Source organism: Noviherbaspirillum saxi (genome assembly GCF_003591035.1).
In the GTDB taxonomy this organism is placed as follows: Bacteria; Pseudomonadota; Gammaproteobacteria; order Burkholderiales; family Burkholderiaceae_D; genus Noviherbaspirillum; species Noviherbaspirillum saxi.
The window spans coordinates 1,053,700-1,072,668 of sequence record NZ_QYUO01000003.1 but is presented as its reverse complement, the minus strand read 5'-3'; the positions used below and the strand labels follow the sequence as shown (position 1 = coordinate 1,072,668).

General features: G+C 54.8%; 20 protein-coding genes. 12 read left to right on the top strand and 8 right to left on the bottom strand.

Going from position 1 to position 18,969, the window contains the following annotated elements:
- Positions 1–67: 67 nt before the first annotated feature.
- The 3 genes from D3871_RS27955 to D3871_RS27945 form a co-directional block, all read right to left on the bottom strand.
- A complete protein-coding gene (locus D3871_RS27955) occupies positions 68–490 on the bottom strand; it encodes a DUF1810 domain-containing protein (protein WP_119772332.1) in 423 nt (140 codons plus the stop codon).
- Position 491: 1 nt separating this feature from the next.
- Positions 492–1,451, bottom strand: a complete 960-nt coding sequence (locus tag D3871_RS27950; RefSeq protein ID WP_233575842.1) for a carbonic anhydrase — start codon at positions 1,449–1,451, stop codon at positions 492–494.
- 346 nt (positions 1,452–1,797) lie between these two features.
- Complete coding sequence (locus tag D3871_RS27945) at positions 1,798–2,007, bottom strand: dodecin (protein ID WP_119772330.1); 210 nt, start codon at positions 2,005–2,007, stop codon at positions 1,798–1,800.
- A gap of 363 nt (positions 2,008–2,370) precedes the next feature.
- Here D3871_RS27945 and D3871_RS27940 point away from each other — a divergent pair, with 363 nt between their 5' ends.
- The 5 genes from D3871_RS27940 (at position 2,371) to D3871_RS30435 (ending at position 7,058) form a co-directional block, all read left to right on the top strand.
- The gene (locus D3871_RS27940; RefSeq protein WP_158598105.1) at positions 2,371–5,085 is read left to right on the top strand and encodes a bifunctional diguanylate cyclase/phosphodiesterase; all 2,715 of its coding nucleotides are present in this window, start codon (positions 2,371–2,373) and stop codon (positions 5,083–5,085) included.
- Positions 5,086–5,240: 155 nt separating this feature from the next.
- Positions 5,241–5,846 carry a TetR/AcrR family transcriptional regulator gene (locus D3871_RS27935; protein ID WP_119772328.1) on the top strand — a complete coding sequence of 202 codons (606 nt, stop codon included), beginning with the start codon at positions 5,241–5,243 and terminating at the stop codon, positions 5,844–5,846.
- Positions 5,744–6,319, top strand: coding sequence for an oxygen-binding di-iron domain-containing protein (locus D3871_RS31595; protein WP_338016871.1), 576 nt, complete (start codon positions 5,744–5,746; stop codon positions 6,317–6,319). Before D3871_RS27935 ends, D3871_RS31595 begins: the two co-directional genes overlap by 103 nt.
- Before the next feature lie 144 nt (positions 6,320–6,463).
- Positions 6,464–6,586 carry a hypothetical protein gene (locus D3871_RS31590; protein ID WP_338016870.1) on the top strand — a complete coding sequence of 41 codons (123 nt, stop codon included), beginning with the start codon at positions 6,464–6,466 and terminating at the stop codon, positions 6,584–6,586.
- 307 nt (positions 6,587–6,893) lie between these two features.
- Positions 6,894–7,058 carry a hypothetical protein gene (locus tag D3871_RS30435; protein WP_158598104.1) on the top strand — a complete coding sequence of 55 codons (165 nt, stop codon included), beginning with the start codon at positions 6,894–6,896 and terminating at the stop codon, positions 7,056–7,058.
- 145 nt (positions 7,059–7,203) lie between these two features.
- Here the strand turns inward: D3871_RS30435 and D3871_RS27925 are convergent, their stop codons facing one another.
- From D3871_RS27925 to D3871_RS27910, 3 genes are all read right to left on the bottom strand, one after another.
- Positions 7,204–7,524, bottom strand: a complete 321-nt coding sequence (locus D3871_RS27925) for a GYD domain-containing protein (RefSeq protein ID WP_119772327.1) — start codon at positions 7,522–7,524, stop codon at positions 7,204–7,206.
- 120 nt (positions 7,525–7,644) lie between these two features.
- Positions 7,645–8,316, bottom strand: coding sequence for a peroxiredoxin (locus D3871_RS27920; RefSeq protein ID WP_119772326.1), 672 nt, complete (start codon positions 8,314–8,316; stop codon positions 7,645–7,647).
- Positions 8,317–9,262: 946 nt separating this feature from the next.
- Positions 9,263–10,234: an alpha/beta fold hydrolase gene (locus tag D3871_RS27910; RefSeq protein ID WP_119772324.1), complete on the bottom strand. Its 972-nt coding sequence runs from the start codon at positions 10,232–10,234 to the stop codon at positions 9,263–9,265.
- A gap of 79 nt (positions 10,235–10,313) precedes the next feature.
- Between D3871_RS27910 and pqqA the strand changes: the two genes are divergently transcribed.
- From pqqA to pqqE, 5 genes are all read left to right on the top strand, one after another.
- Positions 10,314–10,388, top strand: coding sequence for a pyrroloquinoline quinone precursor peptide PqqA (gene pqqA / locus D3871_RS27905; protein WP_119772846.1), 75 nt, complete (start codon positions 10,314–10,316; stop codon positions 10,386–10,388).
- Between the two features lie 109 nt (positions 10,389–10,497).
- Entirely contained in the window at positions 10,498–11,433 is a 936-nt protein-coding gene (pqqB, locus tag D3871_RS27900) for a pyrroloquinoline quinone biosynthesis protein PqqB (RefSeq protein WP_119772844.1), read from the top strand.
- Entirely contained in the window at positions 11,430–12,146 is a 717-nt protein-coding gene (gene pqqC, locus D3871_RS27895; protein WP_119772323.1) for a pyrroloquinoline-quinone synthase PqqC, read from the top strand. Before pqqB ends, pqqC begins: the two co-directional genes overlap by 4 nt.
- A 13-nt stretch (positions 12,147–12,159) precedes the next feature.
- The gene (gene pqqD / locus D3871_RS27890; protein ID WP_119772322.1) at positions 12,160–12,423 is read left to right on the top strand and encodes a pyrroloquinoline quinone biosynthesis peptide chaperone PqqD; all 264 of its coding nucleotides are present in this window, start codon (positions 12,160–12,162) and stop codon (positions 12,421–12,423) included.
- 1 nt (position 12,424) lies between these two features.
- A complete protein-coding gene (pqqE, locus tag D3871_RS27885) occupies positions 12,425–13,594 on the top strand; it encodes a pyrroloquinoline quinone biosynthesis protein PqqE (RefSeq protein ID WP_233575841.1) in 1,170 nt (389 codons plus the stop codon).
- Positions 13,595–13,784: 190 nt separating this feature from the next.
- On the opposite strand, the gene D3871_RS27880 is transcribed toward pqqE, so the two are convergent.
- Positions 13,785–15,146 carry an alpha/beta fold hydrolase gene (locus D3871_RS27880; protein WP_119772320.1) on the bottom strand — a complete coding sequence of 454 codons (1,362 nt, stop codon included), beginning with the start codon at positions 15,144–15,146 and terminating at the stop codon, positions 13,785–13,787.
- Positions 15,147–15,586: 440 nt separating this feature from the next.
- On the opposite strand from D3871_RS27880, the gene D3871_RS27875 reads away from it, so the two are divergent.
- Positions 15,587–16,867, top strand: coding sequence for a cation:dicarboxylate symporter family transporter (locus tag D3871_RS27875; RefSeq protein WP_119772319.1), 1,281 nt, complete (start codon positions 15,587–15,589; stop codon positions 16,865–16,867).
- A gap of 54 nt (positions 16,868–16,921) precedes the next feature.
- On the opposite strand, the gene D3871_RS27870 is transcribed toward D3871_RS27875, so the two are convergent.
- Positions 16,922–17,863, bottom strand: coding sequence for a LysR family transcriptional regulator (locus tag D3871_RS27870; protein WP_119772318.1), 942 nt, complete (start codon positions 17,861–17,863; stop codon positions 16,922–16,924).
- Between the two features lie 392 nt (positions 17,864–18,255).
- Between D3871_RS27870 and D3871_RS27865 the strand changes: the two genes are divergently transcribed.
- The gene (locus D3871_RS27865; RefSeq protein ID WP_158598103.1) at positions 18,256–18,717 is read left to right on the top strand and encodes an alpha amylase C-terminal domain-containing protein; all 462 of its coding nucleotides are present in this window, start codon (positions 18,256–18,258) and stop codon (positions 18,715–18,717) included.
- Positions 18,718–18,969 lie beyond the last annotated feature (252 nt).

Sequence of the window (18,969 nt, the reverse complement as noted above, 5' to 3'; positions counted from 1 at the left end):
AATAAGGATTCCGGGCGATGTGAGCTCCATCGTCCGTTTCGGTGACATCTCATATCTCATCTATGGCTTATTGAAGGCCGTTGAGAGTCTGTTGATCCGGTTCGCCATCAAAATATTTCGCAAGACACGCGTCAAATACATCACCCTCTTCTGTGACGTGTGAAAACAAGGTCAACGACGAATGGAATTTCATATCGTCCGGATACCCGAATATCTCGTTTGCCGATCTTCCACTCAGTCCAAGCACGATGCGGCAACACTCCCGGAGCCTCGATCCCAGTACCGGATGACCAAGATAAGCATGCGCCTCGTCGATCGACGCGATCGCATATCGCCTGGCCATTTCGCTATGGCCCAGCCCCGCCAGCTGGGGAAAAATGAACCACATCCAGTGTGTCCGCTTGTACCCCTGGCGCAGTTCTTCACACGCCATCTCGTAGACCGGGTCTTGCGCAAGAATAAACCGCTGCAAGTGATGAGGGTCGCTCAAGTCAGTTGGACTCCTTGATCAGACGTCCGGAGCTTGCCTGCACCGGCCGAGCATTCATCGAGTATAGACGGGCGAAAATCGCGATCTGCTGCCTGGAGACTTGTATCGGCTCTTTCAGGACAATCCATAGCACACCCTCGTTACAGGGAGGAGTCGTCAGCGATCCCATATAGGTATAGTATTCGCGCCGCTGAGGCAGCAGTTGATTCACATCGAACGAGATGCCGGGAACCAGCGGATCGAGCTTTTCCAACGGGAGGTTATTCCATACGGTCTGAATCAATCCGTGCGGATTGCCGCTTTCGATCAGGACAGCGACCACGGCGATGCGCCCCTCGTCATCCTTGTGCACCAGGTGCGCCACCATTTCAAAGCCTCGGCCGTCCACTTTTTCTTCGGAAGGTCGATGAAAATGAAACTGGACCAGCTCGTACGTACGGCCTGTGAGGGTGATCCGATTACCTGCACCGACATTTACCTGAATGGTATGGCCATTGTCCAGCACATTGAACGACGACATTTTGTAGTCGAACGCGACAGGTTCAAGGTCGACCTGGATGCCGTCGCGTATGTCAATTGGCGATTGTCGCGTACCGCTATCGCACTTGGCCCATGCGGGATTCAGCTTTCCCCATCGCGTGGGCCCGGTTTCGCCTTCGTAGGCCCAATGGCTGGCGTGTTGCAGATGGGTCTTTGCTCCGTAGGATGCATTTGAACCCGTGTCCCTGAAACCGGAATCGCTTGTTTTTACCCCTCTTTCCTTGCGCAATTCTTCCTGGCGCAGCCGTAAGGTTGCAGCGACTTCGCGTTCAAGCTTATCGTGCTTTGCACGGATAGCGGCAAGTTCGGCCGCGCGCGCGACTGCGCCGGCAGCTTTGTCTGTGTCGGCAAAAGCGCCAGCGGCACAAAAATAAAACAGGGAAAAAACAAGGCTTGAAGTTTTTCTGCTTCCTGAGTCCATAAAAACGTTCCAATCCGCAACGGAGGGCATTCTAACAATCTATTGCCCGTCGCGGAATTGGACGCATGAGCAAAACAACACTTCAGCTTGCGATGACATTTAAACAAGGAAGTCGATGGCCCATTCGGACAAAAGAAAGCTGCGTCGACGAGCGAGAAAGAATGTCAATTTCGCAATAAATCTTGCGATGTGCAGCGCTGTGCGGTCGGATAATTTTATGGCGAGAAGGAACACGCCGACAGCCGTCGGCTTGATACGACAGCCATGTCGAAAATTGGTATGCAATGCGCCTGCGCCATTCTTCAGTCCGCTACCTGAAGCTGACCGCGTCCAGGCGACGGCAAGCTTATTCTTCTATGCGGAAACCTGCCTTGAGCGTCACCTGAAAATGGGCGACCTTGCCGTCGACGATGTGTCCTCGCGTTTCGGTTACTTCGAACCAGTCGAGGTGCTTGATGGTCCGCGATGCTTTAGCAATCGCATTCCGGATTGCTTCATCCGAGCCGTCCGGCGACGACCCGACGAGTTCGACCAACTTATAGGTATGGGCAGACATATGCACAGCCTTTCATTCAAGCATGGTGTGAGCCCAGTCCGGCTGGCTCGTACTTTTATTCTCGCATCGCTGATTCACACGTATAGAAAAATCGATCTGCAACCCGAGATCCGTCAATAGTTGCGAATAGTTGCGATATCGAATCGCTGACTGAGCGATGTCGCGGTCAGACAGTATTGATGACGAACAGATCGAATGACGGACAGCCGCATTTCATTTTCCCGCACCTACTTCTTGCTAGGTCAATTCCCTCTGCGTGCAAGCATCTAAAATACAAGGCTGACACTCTTCAAGGCATAGTGGATTGCCGGACATCCCGAATATATGCCCGACGTTCTCTTGGTTCCCACCGTAGAGGGCTACATGGTGACTGCACCGGACGGTTCCGTACCAAGCCAAGCTCCCTGGCCTGCGGGTCTGGATCGGGAACGCTTTTATCAATACAGTCTTCCCTTCCTCGCCTTTTGGGCACTGGCTGTTTTGATACTTAGCGGCGTTGCCTGGCTCTATCTCTTGTCGGCTGCCGATCATGAAAAGCGTCATGTGGAAATGGCGGCCATGCGTGAAGCAGAAATCCTCTCCAGATCGTATGCCAACCATGTCTCGCGGACCATTGAAGCGATCGACCAGCTTACGATGTATATCCGGTACGGGTGGAAAACTTCTGGAGACGGATTCAGTCTGGCCGGCCTCGGAACAGCCACTTCCCTGCCAATGCAATTAAGCTTTTACGTCAGTATCATTAATAGTGGCGGGGATCGCGTAACAAGCACCCTTCCGTTCGAACCTGCAAACCAGGTTAATGTTGGCGAAGAGGCATATTTTCTTGCACAGAAAAATGCTCAGGACGACCCGCTATTCATAGGCCGTCCTCGTTACGGAATTCTCAGCAAGCGGACTGTCGTACACTTTTCGAGAAAACTTATCTCGGACACCGGCGGTTTCGGGGGCATTGTTCTTGTTTCTGTCGCTCCCGAGTACTTCATTGCCGGTTATGATCAGCTGACGCTGGGGGCGAACGGCTTGCTGGCGATTCTCGGCAACGACAACAATGTGCGGATCACCCGGGTTGGCGACCGGGTCTATAACCCTCAATCCCCTGCCATTCTGGCTCCCTTGCCACTGGAGAGTGACGCAGGTGTCCTCGCGGTATCCGGCGCGCCCTATTTCTCTGATCATCGTTCCCGCTACATAGGATGGCAGGCGACAGACCGCTATTCGATGGTGGCAGTCGCCGGTATCGATCAGCATGATGCTCTGGCACCTTATCTGGAAAGACGTTCAGGCACCATCAAAAGCGGACTTCTGGCGAATATCATTTTTGCCATGCTCACACTGGTTGCGATATTGTTTTATGCGCGGCTCTCATGGAGAAAGCGACAACTCAAGGAATTGCAGGAAACCTACCGGACCGCGACCGAACGGGGCAAGGATGGATTTTTCATTATTCGCCCGATCTTGAATGCCGAAGAAAAAATCAACAGCTTCAAGGTGATTGATTGTAATGAACAAGGTGCGCGGCTCATGCGCCATCGCCGCGAAGAAGTCGTAGGCGAAAATATTCTCGCCCTTTTCGATGAAAAAAATGTGCAGCAGGTTGTTGACCTCCTGCATGTTGCCTATGTTAAACGCCATCTCGAAAGAGAAATCGATGTGACGGACAATCGCACCTTTTTCCCCGACTGGCTACATGTACTGATAAACCGTCCTGACGGCGACCTCGCCGTGACCATGAGGGACATCAGTTCGACCAAGGCGCATGTGGCGGAGCTGGAAAGAATCGGGAATGAAGACGCCCTTACCGGACTGCCGAACCGGCATTGGCTTAAACAGTACTTGCCGCAGGCCTTGGCATCCGCCCAGGCATCGCGCCACCTGCTTGCCCTTCTGTTCATCGATCTCGATGGATTCAAGGCCGTCAACGACACGATGGGTCATGATGCCGGAGATGAATTGCTGAGAAATGCTGGAAAGCGACTAAGGGAAGCCGTTCGTCCGCACGACTATGTAGTGCGCATCGGCGGCGATGAATTCATTGTTGTGACTGAAAACATATCCGACAAGGACGCCGCCGCGCATGTCGCCCAACGCATCCTTCATTCCTTTGAAGCGCCTTTTCGGCTGCTGCAAGGTGTTCATAGTGTCGGCACTTCAATCGGCATCAGCATCTTCCCGGATGACGGACAAGACGCCGACGCGTTGATAAATAATGCGGATATGGCGATGTACGCGGTCAAAACCAGCGGAAAACGAGATTTCCGCTACTTCGATGTGCGATTTTTTGAGGCGATACAGCAAAAGTACCGGGCCGAGGCAGAGCTAAGACATGCCATAGAACACAATCAATTCGTCATCTACTATCAGCCCCGGGTCAGTCTTGCGACCGGAGAAACCTCGAGCATGGAGGCGTTGGTCAGGTGGGCGCACCCTTCCCGGGGAATCGTCGAACCTCGTTCCTTCATTCCGCTTGCCGAAGAGACGGGCCTCATTGTTGAATTGGGCGAACAGGTTATCGACAGCGTGTGCTCCCAGCTTGCGTTCTGGACGCGGCAAGGACACCGGGTGGTCCCGGTTTCCATCAATGTCTCCGCGATCCAGTTCGCCAAGATAAACATTGGCGAATCCTTATCTGCGGCACTTCGGCGACATGATGTCAGTGCCCAGCTTGTCGAGATTGAATTGACCGAATCGGTCATGATGGCCGGAAACGAGGCAGTATCGAGCGTACTGACGGCGATACAAGGAATGGGAATAAGACTGCTGGTCGATGACTTCGGCACAGGCTATTCGTCCTTGTCCCAGCTTCAGGAACTCGACTTCGATACATTAAAGGTGGATAAAGCGTTCACTGCACGCCTGGAGAGGAGCGAGGCCAGCAAGATCTTTTATAAAGCCATTATTACCATGGCGCATTCTCTAGGCATGAAAGTTGTGGCGGAAGGTGTCGAGACGCTTGAACAGGTCCACTCACTTAAGGCATTGCATTGCGACGAAGTACAGGGATTTTATATAGCGCCACCTATGCCTCCTACGGAACGGCAGTCAGTGTTGGCACCTGCGTTAAGCAAGATGATGTAGAGCAGATGCAACATGCCGGCAAGTGGCGCCGCACTGGACGGCGCGTTCGTATCGATATAACAGTCAAGGCGCTGCCGAATCCGTGCCGGATCATGCTTGCGATTTGACTTTACTCCGCCTATATTAAATATATCAATGCTCAATGCGAATTCGACATGCCAACGAGGTCATATAGGAATGCTCTTCGCAAACAGGCCGAATCGGAAACCATCAAACGCATCATTGAGGCCACCGTGCAACTGCATGCAGAAAAAGGTGCATTGGGAACGTCTCATGCAGACATTGCTCATCGTGCGGGCGTGTCGATTCCGACCGTGTATAAACATTTCCCCAATCGAAATACGCTTATTCCTGCCTGTAGCGGGATGGTCGCCGCCGCCGCGCCTGGCATTGAAATGGATGCAATTCTTTCGGCCCCAAGCCTCACCGGAAAATTGTCGCATTTGGTAGAGGCGGTATATACACGGTATGAATACTTTCATCCCTGGTCTCGCTGGACGGCGGCGGACGCTGCCGCATTACCGGAACTTGCGAAAGTGGCCGAGTACGGGCGAACCCGGGTCGAAGGATTGGTGCGCGATTTTATTGACAAGGCAGTAGAACGGGAAATGCCACCGGAGGTAACGGCTATGGCACTGGTTGTACTGGATTACCCGTCATGGAATCGACTCACTACACTCTTGAAGCAATCCGAGCTTGTAAACCAGGCTGCGGTCCACGCGCTGCAGCTCCTTATTTCTTCTTCCCAAGAAAGCGAGTAAGCAAGATGGACACCAGAGAAACCAATACCGGCACAACAATTGATGAAATCGCAGATGGCATCTTTCGTGTTGCTACGCCTGTCCCTCCGGAAGTTATTCCAGGAGGATTTTCATTCAACCAGTATCTGATTGTCGACGACTACCCCATGCTTTATCACACAGGGCCGCGCAAATTGTTTTCAAGCATATGTGCTGCCATCGAACAGGTACTGCCCGTATCAGAACTGTCCTACATCGGCTTTTCGCACGTCGAAGCGGATGAGTGCGGCTCACTCAACGATTTTCTCGAACGTGCGCCAGCCGCGATACCGGTCTGCAGCCAGGTCGCCGCGATGGTGTCGATCAACGACCTTGCCCTCAGGAGTGCAAAAGCCATGGCGGATGGCGAAGTTCTCGAACTCGGGCGGCATCGTATTCGCTGGATCGCAACACCGCACCTGCCGCATGGATGGGAATGCTCGATGGCTTTTTAAGAAACGACGCGCACGCTGCTATGCGGCGATCTGTTCACCCAGCCAGGCCACGTACATCCTCCGGTGACGGAAAACGATATCCTTGAACCAAGCGAAGCATTCAGATTGCAAATGGATTATTTTGCCCACAGCCCTGATACGCGCATGCATCTGACCAGATTGTCCGATCTGCAGCCGACCACGCTGGCATGCATGCATGGCAGCGCCTGGCGCGGAAATGGCGCCGCCCTGTTGCTTGATCTTGCCGCTCGCGTCAGCCCGAACTGATCAACGATGCGGCATCGGACCGCAATCGCCGGGCAGGAAAGTCACGTCGCCACATGTGTGTCTTCGCCAAAGAAACGATACTGCCCTTTATCCGCATTTTTCGCGTGATGCTCGCGCCGATACGGATGTCTTGATGCTGAAGGAACAACGGCTCATTGCAGGAATAAAACAATTTCTACACGCAGTATGCGATGTACTTATAATGACGTCCTCCTGCGCTATGCACAGTCAACAGTGAAACGGCAACGAGCCGGGAGCCGGCTGTATGCGCTGATCAATTCGCTGATTGGAGATGTAAATAATGAATATGAGAAACCGTAAACGCGCACTCTACTCGCGCTTGTATGTCGGCTTGTTGTCCGCGGCCCTTTTGGCCGAATTGGAAGAAGCCGCCGAGGCATTGCGTGTCGCATTGACCGAGAATGACCAACGCAATTCCGGGGCGGAATCGAAAGCGGCAAGCCAAGCGTAGAGCCTTGTCGTAAAAGCTCGCATGCGCATCAGGACTAAATGAGGAGTGTCCGCATTCACGCGGTTTTCGCCTGCGGCAGCATTGCCGCAGGCGAAATTAAGATATTTAGTGTGCGGCCCCTGCCCGCACACGTGCCACTACGATTCTAGCCGCCGGGCGGCTTATAGGTCACATCCATTTTCGTTGCGGCGTCGACTTCATCGGGTGTCATCAGAACGGTAGTCTTGCACCTCACAATGCCGGCAGCGTTGACTTTAAGGGCAATTGCCGCAGCAGTGGCATTGTCCGGCAGATCCGCGACGATAAACACATCGCTGTCGCCGAATGCGAAGTAAAACGATTCCATCTTGCCGTCTACCGACTTTAACATCTGCTCGACGCTGGCACGCCGTTGCGTGCCGCCATCTTTCAGCAAACCTTTTACGCCTTCGCCTACATAGCTGGCCTGGATAAGGTACTTGGCCATGTCGCACCTCCTATCGTAAGATCGTGCCCAGACCAAGTCGCGAGCGCCAATAGCTCGGACTCATGGCAGGGCACTGATTGCACCGATGCGCTGTACACATCGGCGTGTTCCGCTGGAAAACTAACCACCCTGCCGCTGCGGTTGCTTGACCGTACGCAGATAAGGCTTCACCGTGGTCCATCCTTGAGGAAACAAAGTCTTCGCCTCATCGTCGCTCACCGACGACAGAATGATGACATCCTCCCCCTGCTTCCAGTTGACCGGGGTGGCAACCTTGCTTTCCATGGTCAATTGCATGGAATCGAGCACGCGCAGAATCTCGTCGAAATTGCGGCCAGTGCTCATCGGATAGGTCAGCATCAGCTTGATTTTCTTATCGGGGCTGATCATGAATACCGAGCGAACCGTCGCATTCGTCATGGCGGTGCGCCCTTCAGACGTACCTGGCTCATCTGCCGGAAGCATGTTATACATCTTGGAAACGGCGAGATCGCTGTCCGCGATGATTGGATAGTTCGGCATTGCGCCTTGTGTTTCTTCGATATCCTTGGCCCATAACTTGTGGCTTTCGACCGGATCGACGCTCAAGCCGATCAGTTTGCAGTTGCGCTTCGCAAATTCCGGCTCGATCTTGGCCATATAGCCAAGTTCGGTTGTGCATACGGGAGTAAAGTCCTTTGGATGAGAAAAAAGAATTGCCCAACTGTTGCCGATCCACTCGTGGAGCTTAATCGGTCCCTGCGTGGTCATGGCACTGAAATCGGGCGCAGTATCATTGATGCGTAATGACATGGTCGCTCCTTTATCTATCGTTGAAGCAGATCGGCAACGATTACCTGGAGAGTGAGACGGCAAGCTATCCTGCACTTGTCACCAGCGCCCGTTACCGTGTGAAAACACTGTATTGCTTTAATTGCCTACGTGTCGGAAGAAAATACAGCGACGATACGAGACGGAAAAAGCGCCCGCCCACGCACCTATTGCCGGAAAATTTCAAAGGACAAAGCGTGCATGCCTGGTGACCTGATACGGTGACTTCTCGTTGCATCTGCATCTACAGGATAGAGGCGCACCTCATAGCTGAATTGACATTTCTCAATGCACTCAAGGACGGCAAACCACGCCGGGGATACCAGGACAGCCAAGCTATCGCAAGTGGCTAGCGGCCCTCGATAAAATCTTTGATCGCTTTTCGCGCTTCTGCTTCTGATCTGCACGATCCACGTACGTAGCCTTCACGCTTGAATATGCAAACTGCCGTGACGACTGCCACCGGTGCCAGGCACACCACCGCGGGCCATCCATTCAAAACGGTAAGGCCTGCCAATACCGACTCGGGCGACGGCGTGAACAGGACAGCTGGGATGTGCGGACGACTGAACATTACGGTTCTTTGAATATTCGTTAATTTTTAATTTCGTCTATCACGCAGGTGAAGTGATTGATTTATCTCAACCGAAGGTAAGCGTAGCGCTAATGAAAAAGGCGATGAATCTGAATAACCCTTGCTTTTGTTCGCATTTTGTTGCCAACAGACAAGCGATGAACATGTCACAGTCGCCTTCGGTATTCCTTGCAAGCTTGAGTTCGAAGGATGTAGAGCGATTAAACCTGGAACAGGTTCCCTGGGCAGTTCCATCCTGACTATACCGTCGATGTCGGACGCTTGTCCCGCGGCACGGCCTTACGGAGGCCGCCTTGTCATGGCTCTTTCTTTCACGCTTGGGCATGCAACACATCAAGCAACACAATTAGCGATCGTGGACCGTAACGCGTTGCGGATCAAAGGATCGGATGCGATGTGCGTGCCGCGCGCGATCCATTCGAGCCGCGCCTGGCGCATCCAGCGCTTGAGCTGCGCAGCATTCTGCGGCCGGCAGATCCAATCGTGCGTCCCATGGATGATGGTTGTCGGAATAGCTGATGCGCGCGCCGCGGCATTGGCCAGCGACGTCGTGCTGGTAAAGCAACGCATGGACAGATAATGCGCCTGCAGCCGGTATTTCGGCAGCCACTTTTCAAGCTGCGGTTCCGGACAGCGCGTTCGTGCAGCAAACATGGCGCACATCGCGCGCATCACGCCATCCTCGTATTGCCCCCAGCGGCGCGCCGCTTCTTCCTGCTCAACGACTGTTCCATTTTGTAGCAATGCTGCCAAAGTCTGGAACACTGTGCCCTGTTGCAAATTGGACCAATCGGCAGTCAAATGCATCCATTCATCAGGCACCAGCGGTCGCAATCCCTGGAAAAACCAGCGGACGTCCTCATCAGTCGCAAGAAAAGCGCCGCGCAAGATCAGGTTGGAGACCGCTTCCGGCGCATGGCCGGCATACAGCAAGGCGAGGCAGGCGCCCCAGGAACCGCCGACAACGGTCCAGCTGTCTATACGCAGCGCCTTGCGCAGTCTTTCCAGATCCCGCACCAGATCGGCGGTTGTATTGCAGGACAACGGGTCGTCGGATGCACTCCTGCCGGCTCCGCGCTGATCCACCAGAATCACACGCCAGCACCGCAGGTCGAACCACTCCAGCATCGACGGATGGCATCCGCTGCCCGGGCCACCGTGCAGCACGACGACAGCAGGCGCATCGGGTTGACCATACTGCGCCACATAAAGCCGGTGGCCGTCGCCAACGTTCAGAAAGCCTTCATTCAATGGCCCTTCGAACTGCTCGGGCATGGATGTTGCGTTTAGGGGGATCGATTGCATGACTGTTCCATCGCTAGTTGTCTGTAACAGATCCGCGATCAAAAAACGTACCACCTACTTTCTATTCAAGGAGATCACTATGCAATGGACAAAGCCCGAGTTCACGGACCTGCGATTCGGATTCGAAATCACGATGTATATCTCTAATCGTTAACCACGCTCATTAACGCCGGCAGCCCGTCATGGGCTACCGGAAGTACAAGTATCTGACGAAGCGCTGCGGGATCTCCGTCCCCGGAGCGCTTCGCAAACCGGACATCACCATGAAAATTCGCGTGCTTGGCTCGGCGGCAGGAGGCGGCTTCCCTCAATGGAACTGCAACTGCCGCAATTGCAACGGGGTGCGGAACGGAACGGTCCGTGCCCGTGCCCGCACCCAATCGTCGATCGCTGTCACCGCCAATGAGCTCGATTGGGCCTTGATCAATGCTTCTCCGGATATTCTCTCGCAGATCGCCGCCACACCGGCGCTGCAACCGGGACGGTCGCCGCGCGACACTGGCATCGTTGCAGTCGTGCTGATGGATGCGCAGATAGATCATGTGACCGGCCTGCTGATGCTGCGCGAAGGTAAAACCCTATCTGTTCATTGCACCGCCTCGGTATGGAAGGATCTGACCCATGGATTGGCGCTGACACGCGTTTTATCGCACTACTGCGACATGCAGTGGAACCCGATCGATGTCGACGAGGTCGACGGAGCCCGCAGCACGGGCACGCCATTCACATTGCCGCGGCTGGAAGGCATTCGGTTTACACCGGTTCCTTTGAGCAGTAAAGCACCACCCTATTCAGAGCACAGAATGGCGCCAACCCCGGGCGACAATATCGGACTACTGATAGAAAACGAGAAGACCGGCAGATCGCTATTCTATGCGCCTGGACTGGGACAAATCGAACCCCACGTGGAATCGGCAATGAGAACGGCAGAATGCGTGCTGGTCGATGGCACCTTCTGGCGCGGCGACGAAATGATTCATCTTGGATTGTCGGCGAAGACGGCCGCCGATATGGGCCATCTGCCGCAATCCGGTCCGGGAGGCATGATCGAGTTGATGGGCAGCCTGGAGGACAGGCGCAAGATTCTCATCCATATCAACAATACCAATCCGATTCTTGACGACGATTCCAGGGAACGCGCCACACTTGCACGTCATGGCATCGAGCTCGCCTACGATGGGATGGAGATCAACTTATGAATGCGGTGCTTACGCAACTGGAACCGGACGCCGCCGCATGGACGCGCGAGGAATTTGAAGCGCGGCTACGCGGAAAGGGAGAGCGGTATCACATCTTTCATCCTTTCAATGTAAAGATGAACAGCGGCTTGCTGGAGCCGTCACAGCTACGCGGCTGGGTCGCCAATCGCTTCTATTACCAGATCAACATCCCGAACAAGGATGGTGCAATCATCGCCAACTGTCCGGATCGCGAAACCCGACGCAAATGGGTGCTGCGCCTACTGGATCACGACGGTTGGGAAGACAATTCCGGCGGGATCGAAGCCTGGTCCCGTCTCGGTGAAGCGGTCGGCATCCCGCGCGAGGAATTATGGTCGCTCAGGCATGTGGTCCCGGCTGTGCGCTTCGCGGTCGATGCCTATGTCAACTTCGCGCGCCAGTCGCCGTGGCAGGAAGCGGTGTGTTCATCGCTGACGGAAATGTTCGCCCCCAAGATTCACAAGGAAAGGCTGGCGAACTGGCCGCAGCACTATGACTGGATCGATCCGGAAGGCTTGCATTACTTTCGCAGCCGTATCTCGCTTGCGGAGCGGGATGTCGAACACGGACTGCAGGTTACCCTCGATTATTTCCATACCCGTGCGCAGCAGGAGCGAGCCCTGCAGATATTGCAATTCAAGCTGGATGTACTGTGGTCCATGATGGACGCGATCGAACGTGCTTACCCTTGATGACGAGGACACAATGAATACTGTTATCGAAAAGCCCCGCCTGTCCCGCCTCTACCGCTTGCAATGGGAAGAGGCACAAGGCGCCTACGTGCTGCTCTATCCCGAAGGAATGGTGCAGCTGAACGACAGTGCCGCGCAAGTGCTCAAGCGTTGCGACGGCCGGCGCAATACCGCGGAAATCGTGCAGGACCTGGAACGCGCGTTTTCCACCAGCGGTCTGCGGCACGACGTGGAAGATTTTTTGCATGCAGCCAGCGAACGCGGCTGGGTCGTATGACATGACAAGCCAACTTCCAGGAGCAACCGGGACGCCATTATGGCTACTGGCCGAACTCACCTATCGCTGTCCGCTGCACTGCGTGTTCTGTTACAACCCGCTGGACTTTGCCCGTCACGAAAAGGAGCTGACCACTGCCCAGTGGTTCGATGTGATGCGGCAGGCCCGCGCGCTTGGCGCGGCCCAGCTGGGGTTTTCCGGCGGCGAGCCGCTGGTGCGGGAAGACCTGGAAGAATTGATAGGCGAGGCGCATAGACTGGGCTATTACACCAACCTGATCACCTCGGGCATAGGATTGACCGAAGCCAGAATCGCGCGCATGAAGGACCTTGGCCTGGATCATATCCAGCTCTCGTTCCAGGATTCCACCCGCGAGATGAACGACTTCCTGTCCAGCACGCGCACCTTCGAACTCAAGCAACGCGTGGCAAAATTGATCCGTCAGTACGACTATCCGATGGTGCTCAATGTCGTTCTGCATCGGCATAATCTTGACCACGTCGGCCGCATCATCGAGATGGCCGTGGAAATGGACGTGGACTACCTGGAACTCGCGAACACGCAATACTATGGCTGGGCGTTAGTCAACCGGGCGCAGTTGATGCCCACGCGCGAGCAGTTGCAGCGTGCCGAAGAAACGGTCAACGCCTATCGCAAGAAATTGGGAAATCGCTTGCGCATCCTGTTTGTAGTGCCCGATTACTTCGAAGACCGGCCTAAGGCTTGCATGAACGGCTGGGGATCGGTGTTTCTTGCGGTGGCGGCGGATGGCACCGCCCTGCCCTGCCATGCGGCGCGTTCCTTGCCTGGCATGGATTTTCCGAACGTCACGACTCAAAGCATTGCCGGAATCTGGCGCCACAGCGATGCATTCCAGCGCTATCGCGGCAGTGACTGGATGAAGGAACCGTGCAAATCCTGCCCGGACAAGAAAAAGGATTTTGGCGGCTGCCGCTGCCAGGCCTATGCGCTCACCGGAGATGCCGCCAATGCTGATCCTGTTTGTGGCAAGTCCGGCCACCACAATCAGATCGGCAAGATCGTATTCGACGCACATGCAACGCAGACGCGCCAGAAAGACATGAATGTGCAGCCTCTGGTGTTTCGCAGCAAGGCAAATTCGCTTGGTTTTGCCGCCCAGGAGACAAATGGAGGTTGCAAGGAAATTTGAGCGCGCTTGACGCGATAAGATAAACGCTTGCTCGGCATGACGGTGAAAAGTGACGCGCAAGGTACGCGCCACTTTCACGTCGCCTCAATACCTTAAAACACGTGCATCGCACCGAGCACGATGGCGGACAACTTGGGTTTCATCTATTCCCCGGAGAGGTGGTTTCGATTGAGGTGACGCCTGATTAATCCTAGCGTTTGTCAGTGCTACTTTCGTTTCGTGCAGCGACACGCTTGAATAACGACGCCGGTGTAAATTTTGTATCGAAGTGACAGCCGCCCGAGAATTTTTCGGCGTGCTTTTCGCACAGTGCGGCGACCTGCATCGAAGACGGCTTGGCGCCGGACTTGATCCACTGTGTTACCGCATCGAAAACCGCCGCATACTCGGCGTCCGCTAGCTTGCTATGCTCGCTTTCGGTGGTGAAAACCTGTACCAGCTTGGCGGCATTTCCCTTGTTCGCCACCACGCGCTTGTAGTCGGACTCGTACTCGACCATCGCGGTCGGGTCGTTGATTGCATGCATACTGATCACCGGCACCGTGATGTCGCCGGTCATGTCCGAGTCTTCTGAAAGTTGCCGCACCGCGACCGGGTCTGCGTCGAATCGCGGCACATTCCGATTAAGTGCCGTATCGTCGCTGGAGCCGCGATAGACGACATGGCGGTTGGAAAACGGGTTCCGGCCATTCAGTACTCGCTGCGTCAGATCACGAAACAAGAACGTGGCCCAGTTAAGATGCGACACCAGTGATCTTTCCGGGATGGATATCACGCCGAGAATATTCGCGAGATTTCGTTTCTGCTGTTCGGTCCGCTGCTCAGCCTTCAAGCCGACGCCGGTACAATCCTTCACTCGCTCCGCAAGATCCTTGCTGCTCATGTTGGAATCGGCCGGCAAGCCCATCCACAGCGGATACTGCGGCTCGTCCGGCTTTGGATGGTTTTTGCAGTAGTATTGATAGACCGCGCGCAGGTCCGCACGGTGGAGATAGTTTCGCGAACCGCCGGCAACCATTCCATTGGTAAGCACGACACCATCGTAATTCGGCGTGCCGTCCGGATTACGCGCATACAGTTCTATTCCCTTGGCTGCGATATTGCCTCCCCAGGACTGTCCATGCAGGATGGTATAGGCCGGCTTGCCGAAGGAATTTACAAAAATTCTGCGCAGGGTTTCGGTGTCTTCCGCTGCCATGCGTACGCCATATCCGGGACGCCGGTAACTGGAGCCTGCCCATGCATATCCCTGGCGCACCGTCACGGCAAAACGTTCCAGATCTTCCAGGCTGGTGTTGCGGCCTATTGCGGAAAGACGCGGGCCGCCATGCGCATGCATGACCAAGGTACGGTTCCAATCGTTCGGGATGGCGATCCAGTAGTGAGAACCCTTGTCGTCAACGCCGGTGTAGCACTTTGCCACCGCTTCCAGGCCAGCCGGGCAGGGAGTTAAGGATTGATCCTGCGTGGCGGTTGTAGCCACGGGCAGTGAGCTGCAAGCGGCGAGCGCGTTGACAAGCGCAACACCTGCCAATAGACGCATGATGTGCATGATGTATCTCCTGTTGATTTTATTAAGCGGCGCGGCCTTCCTGAAGATAGCCGTGTGCTGCATACTAAAAATCTTCTTGTAGAGAGTCAAATATCTTGAAAGACGATGTTCCATATATTTAAAGTATGGCATTGTGCCGATGGAATCATTGAAACAATTGGGGCTCCAAAAAATTGAGGTGCAGTTGCTTGTATTAAAAGACATACGTTTGCCGAGCCAGGTTTCTGACACCGCATGAATGAATTGAAAGGCGATTATCATTGCCGTCAGAACATTACGACCCGCGGCAATTCCGTTGACACTCGGTATCCGCAACGCTAAGCTGGTTTGCGACATCCCTTCCGGTGCTCCGGTGCGCCACCGGCCATCGAAAAAAACGATTACAACAACCTATAAGGGTTCATTGTGCGGACAACGCCATTTGCGGCCGTAGCGGAGACATGAAACGCATGTGCAGCATCAAGATTCGGAATTCATCCAGTACCGGATTCTTGAAGAATATCGGTTTGCGCAGCCTCGCAATGCAGATGCTTTTCGCGATTGCAGCCGGCATTATGCTTGGCTATACCAATCCCGGTTTGGCGGTGCAGATGAAACCATTGGGCGAATGGTTCGTTTCCGCTGTACGCGTCCTGGTGGGGCCCATCATTTTCTTCACCGTGACCTCTGCTCTCGCGGCGGCAGGCAAAGTTGGTCACATTGGACGCCTGGGAATCAAGGCGCTGATTTATTTTGAACTGACGTCGACGCTTGCGCTGGCGACGGGCCTCTTCGTGGCGCACGTGTTGCAGCCCGGCGCCAATTTTCATATCGATGCAAGCGTATTGACCGGCAGCCCAGGCGTCAATGCGAGTACCTCTCTCACCACTGCCCCGCGCACATTCATTGAGACCGTCACAAGCGTTTTCATGGGAAGCAGCATTCTGCAGGTATTGTTACTGGCATGCGTATGCGGCATGGCGCTCGCGGTACTGAAAGAACGTGCTGCATCTGTCATCGCCGGCTGTGACTGGATCGGTCAGCGTCTGGTGAAACTTGTCGGCATGCTGATGAAACTGGCGCCATTTGCGGCGTTCGGCGCCATTGCATTCACGGTCGGGAAATACGGAGTGTCTTCCATTACACCGCTGATCACATTGCTTACGACGCTGTACGCGACGACAGCGCTGTTTGTATTGCTTGCGTTGGGAGCCGTCGCGCGATGCGCCGGCTTTCGGATACTGCCGTTCATCCGCTATCTCAAGGAAGAGCTGTTACTTGTTTTCGGCACGTCGTCGTCGGTGACGGCAATGCCTAGACTGATCGAAAAACTTGAACAGGCCGGCTGTGCAGGAGTGGTTGCCCGCATCGCGGTACCTGCCGGCTATTCGTTCAATTTAAACGGAAGCAATATCTATCTGACCATGGCGCTGGTATTTCTGGCCCAAGCTTTGCAGATCCAACTCGGGCTGTGGGATTACATAACGATTTTGGCGCTCGCCATGGTGACGTCAAAAGGCGCAAGCGGTGTCGCAGGTTCTGCCTTCATTGCACTGGCCGCGACAATCGTCGCCGTTCCGGCAATACCCGACAGCAGCCTTTTTCTGATCGTTGGCATTGAGCGTTTGCTTAAATGCAGACCGCTGGCAAACGTAATAGGCAACGGCGTCGCCTGCATGGCGATTGCCGCATGGGATGGAAAACTTGATCGCCGCGCGGTACATGCGCATGGTTTGACCTAGGGCGTGTCATCAATTGGTATGGGAGATGTATTCATCGGAACTCATGCTCGCATATCACTGCCGTTTCGATTTTTTTGCCTTGCCTGGGCGGCTGAATCGCGCCGCTTCATCCATAAAATGCCGGACCGTAGCCTTCGTTTCTCCGTCGCGGCACGCCATCGTAAGCGGAGCATTCAAGTCGGGGCCTGCCTCCTGGATGTGGCAATACACCACGGCGTCTTCATGGAAGCCTTTCATCGATGCCGGCACTGCCGATATGCCGGCGCCGGCAGCCACCAGACTGATATTGGTCAGCATGCGTTCGACCTCGACCGTGATATTGGGGGTAAATCCTGCGCGCACACAAGCATCGATCAGATTCGAGTACATGCCAGGCGCTCCTCGCCGGCGTACCAGGATGAATTGCTCATCCTTGAGCGACTTCAGTGAAATGGTAGGCATGCTCCGCCCTGTATGCTTGCGCAGCAAAGGATGTCCGACCGGTAGCACAAGAAGCATTTCCTCTTCGAGCAAACGCTTGAAATGGATGCCCGGAGGCTGACTGACAGGCAAGCGCAGAAACGCGATATCGAGCGTCGCTGCGCTTAACGCATCGGTCAACTCGGCAGCATTGCCTTCTCGGAATTCGAGCGTGACGCCCGGCCAGGCGGCACGGTAACTGCGCATGATTTGGGGAATGATGGGATGTGCGGCAGCCGAACTCGTAAAGCCGACAGAAATATTGCCCGCGCTCCCGCTCGCAGCACGTGCGGCGCGCGCTGCTCCTTGCTCCACCCCGTCCAGGATGGCCTTTGCTTCCTGAAGGAAGACTACGCCGCCAGCCGTCAACTCCGCTCCTTTGGGATGGCGCCTGAACAGATCAAAACCAAGCTCCTGCTCCAGGGCACGGATTTGCTGGCTGAGAGGCGGTTGCTGCATGGATAGCCGCTGCGCTGCTCGAGTGAAATGCCCCTCCTCGGCAACAACGACGAAGTAGCGCAAGTGTCTTAGTTCCAAGTCGGCCTTTCAAACTATATTCAAAAGATATTCAAAGCATCGTTTCCATATTTTATATTAGCATCCGTGATTACCAGTCGTTTAACGGCATCGTCATCATTATAAAAATTCTTCTGAAGGGGCCGGCATGACCATCACCCAACAGTATGTTTCCTCCGCGACGGCGATGGGCGCGCGAGGCCGGCATCAACATGGGAAGGATTGCGGACGCGCTATGGGCGCCTAGGTTGCCCCAAAAATGGCGGGCGATTCAGTACATCGAAAGCCACGATGAGGTCTACCGCGACCGGTCGCCGCGCATCGCGAGACTTGCGGACGAAAGCAATCCGCGATCCTGGTATGCGCGCAGCCGATCGAGGTTCGCGACGGGACTCTTGCTCATGGCTCCCGGCATGCCGATGCTGTTCATGGGACAGGAGTTCCTCGAGGACAAGCCATGGTCGGACGACCCCGGCATGGATGAACGATTCCTGCTTTATTGGGCAGAACTGGATGGACGTGACCGGCACATGACGGACTTCCTGCGTTTCGTATCGGATGCGATCCGGCTTCGCCGGTTGCATGCGGGGCTCCGGGGAGAAGGGCTCCGCATCATCTCGGTCGATGAAGGAAACCGTATGCTGGCTTTTCAGCGTTGGGTGGAAGGCGTCGGCCATGATGTGGTTGTCGTTGCGTCCTTGAACGAGAATCCGCTTTACGGTTATCGCTTGGGAATGCCGTATGCCGGCACATGGGTGGAAGTGTTGAACAGCGATTTCTACGACCACTTTCCGACCCCGAGTGCAGGGGGAACGGCGGATTCATCAATGGCGTCGACGTGCCGATGCATGGCCTCGCCGCCTCTGCAGAGCTGACCATACCGCCGAATGCGGTACTCATTTTCGTCAAGGGCTGAAAAGTCATTTACTCACCAAAAGTGATCCCATCTTGGCATTGACGCGGCTGAGGTTTCGTCCAAAAGATTGTTGTGTACTGACGTAATCTTTGTACGGTGACATGCGAGCAGTTACATCAGCCCGAATCTACGCGTCCGACCACCGGGCGCTGGAATACGAATATAAAGTTTCCACACGCCAACATTAAATTGTTGTAACTGTGCTTGTACT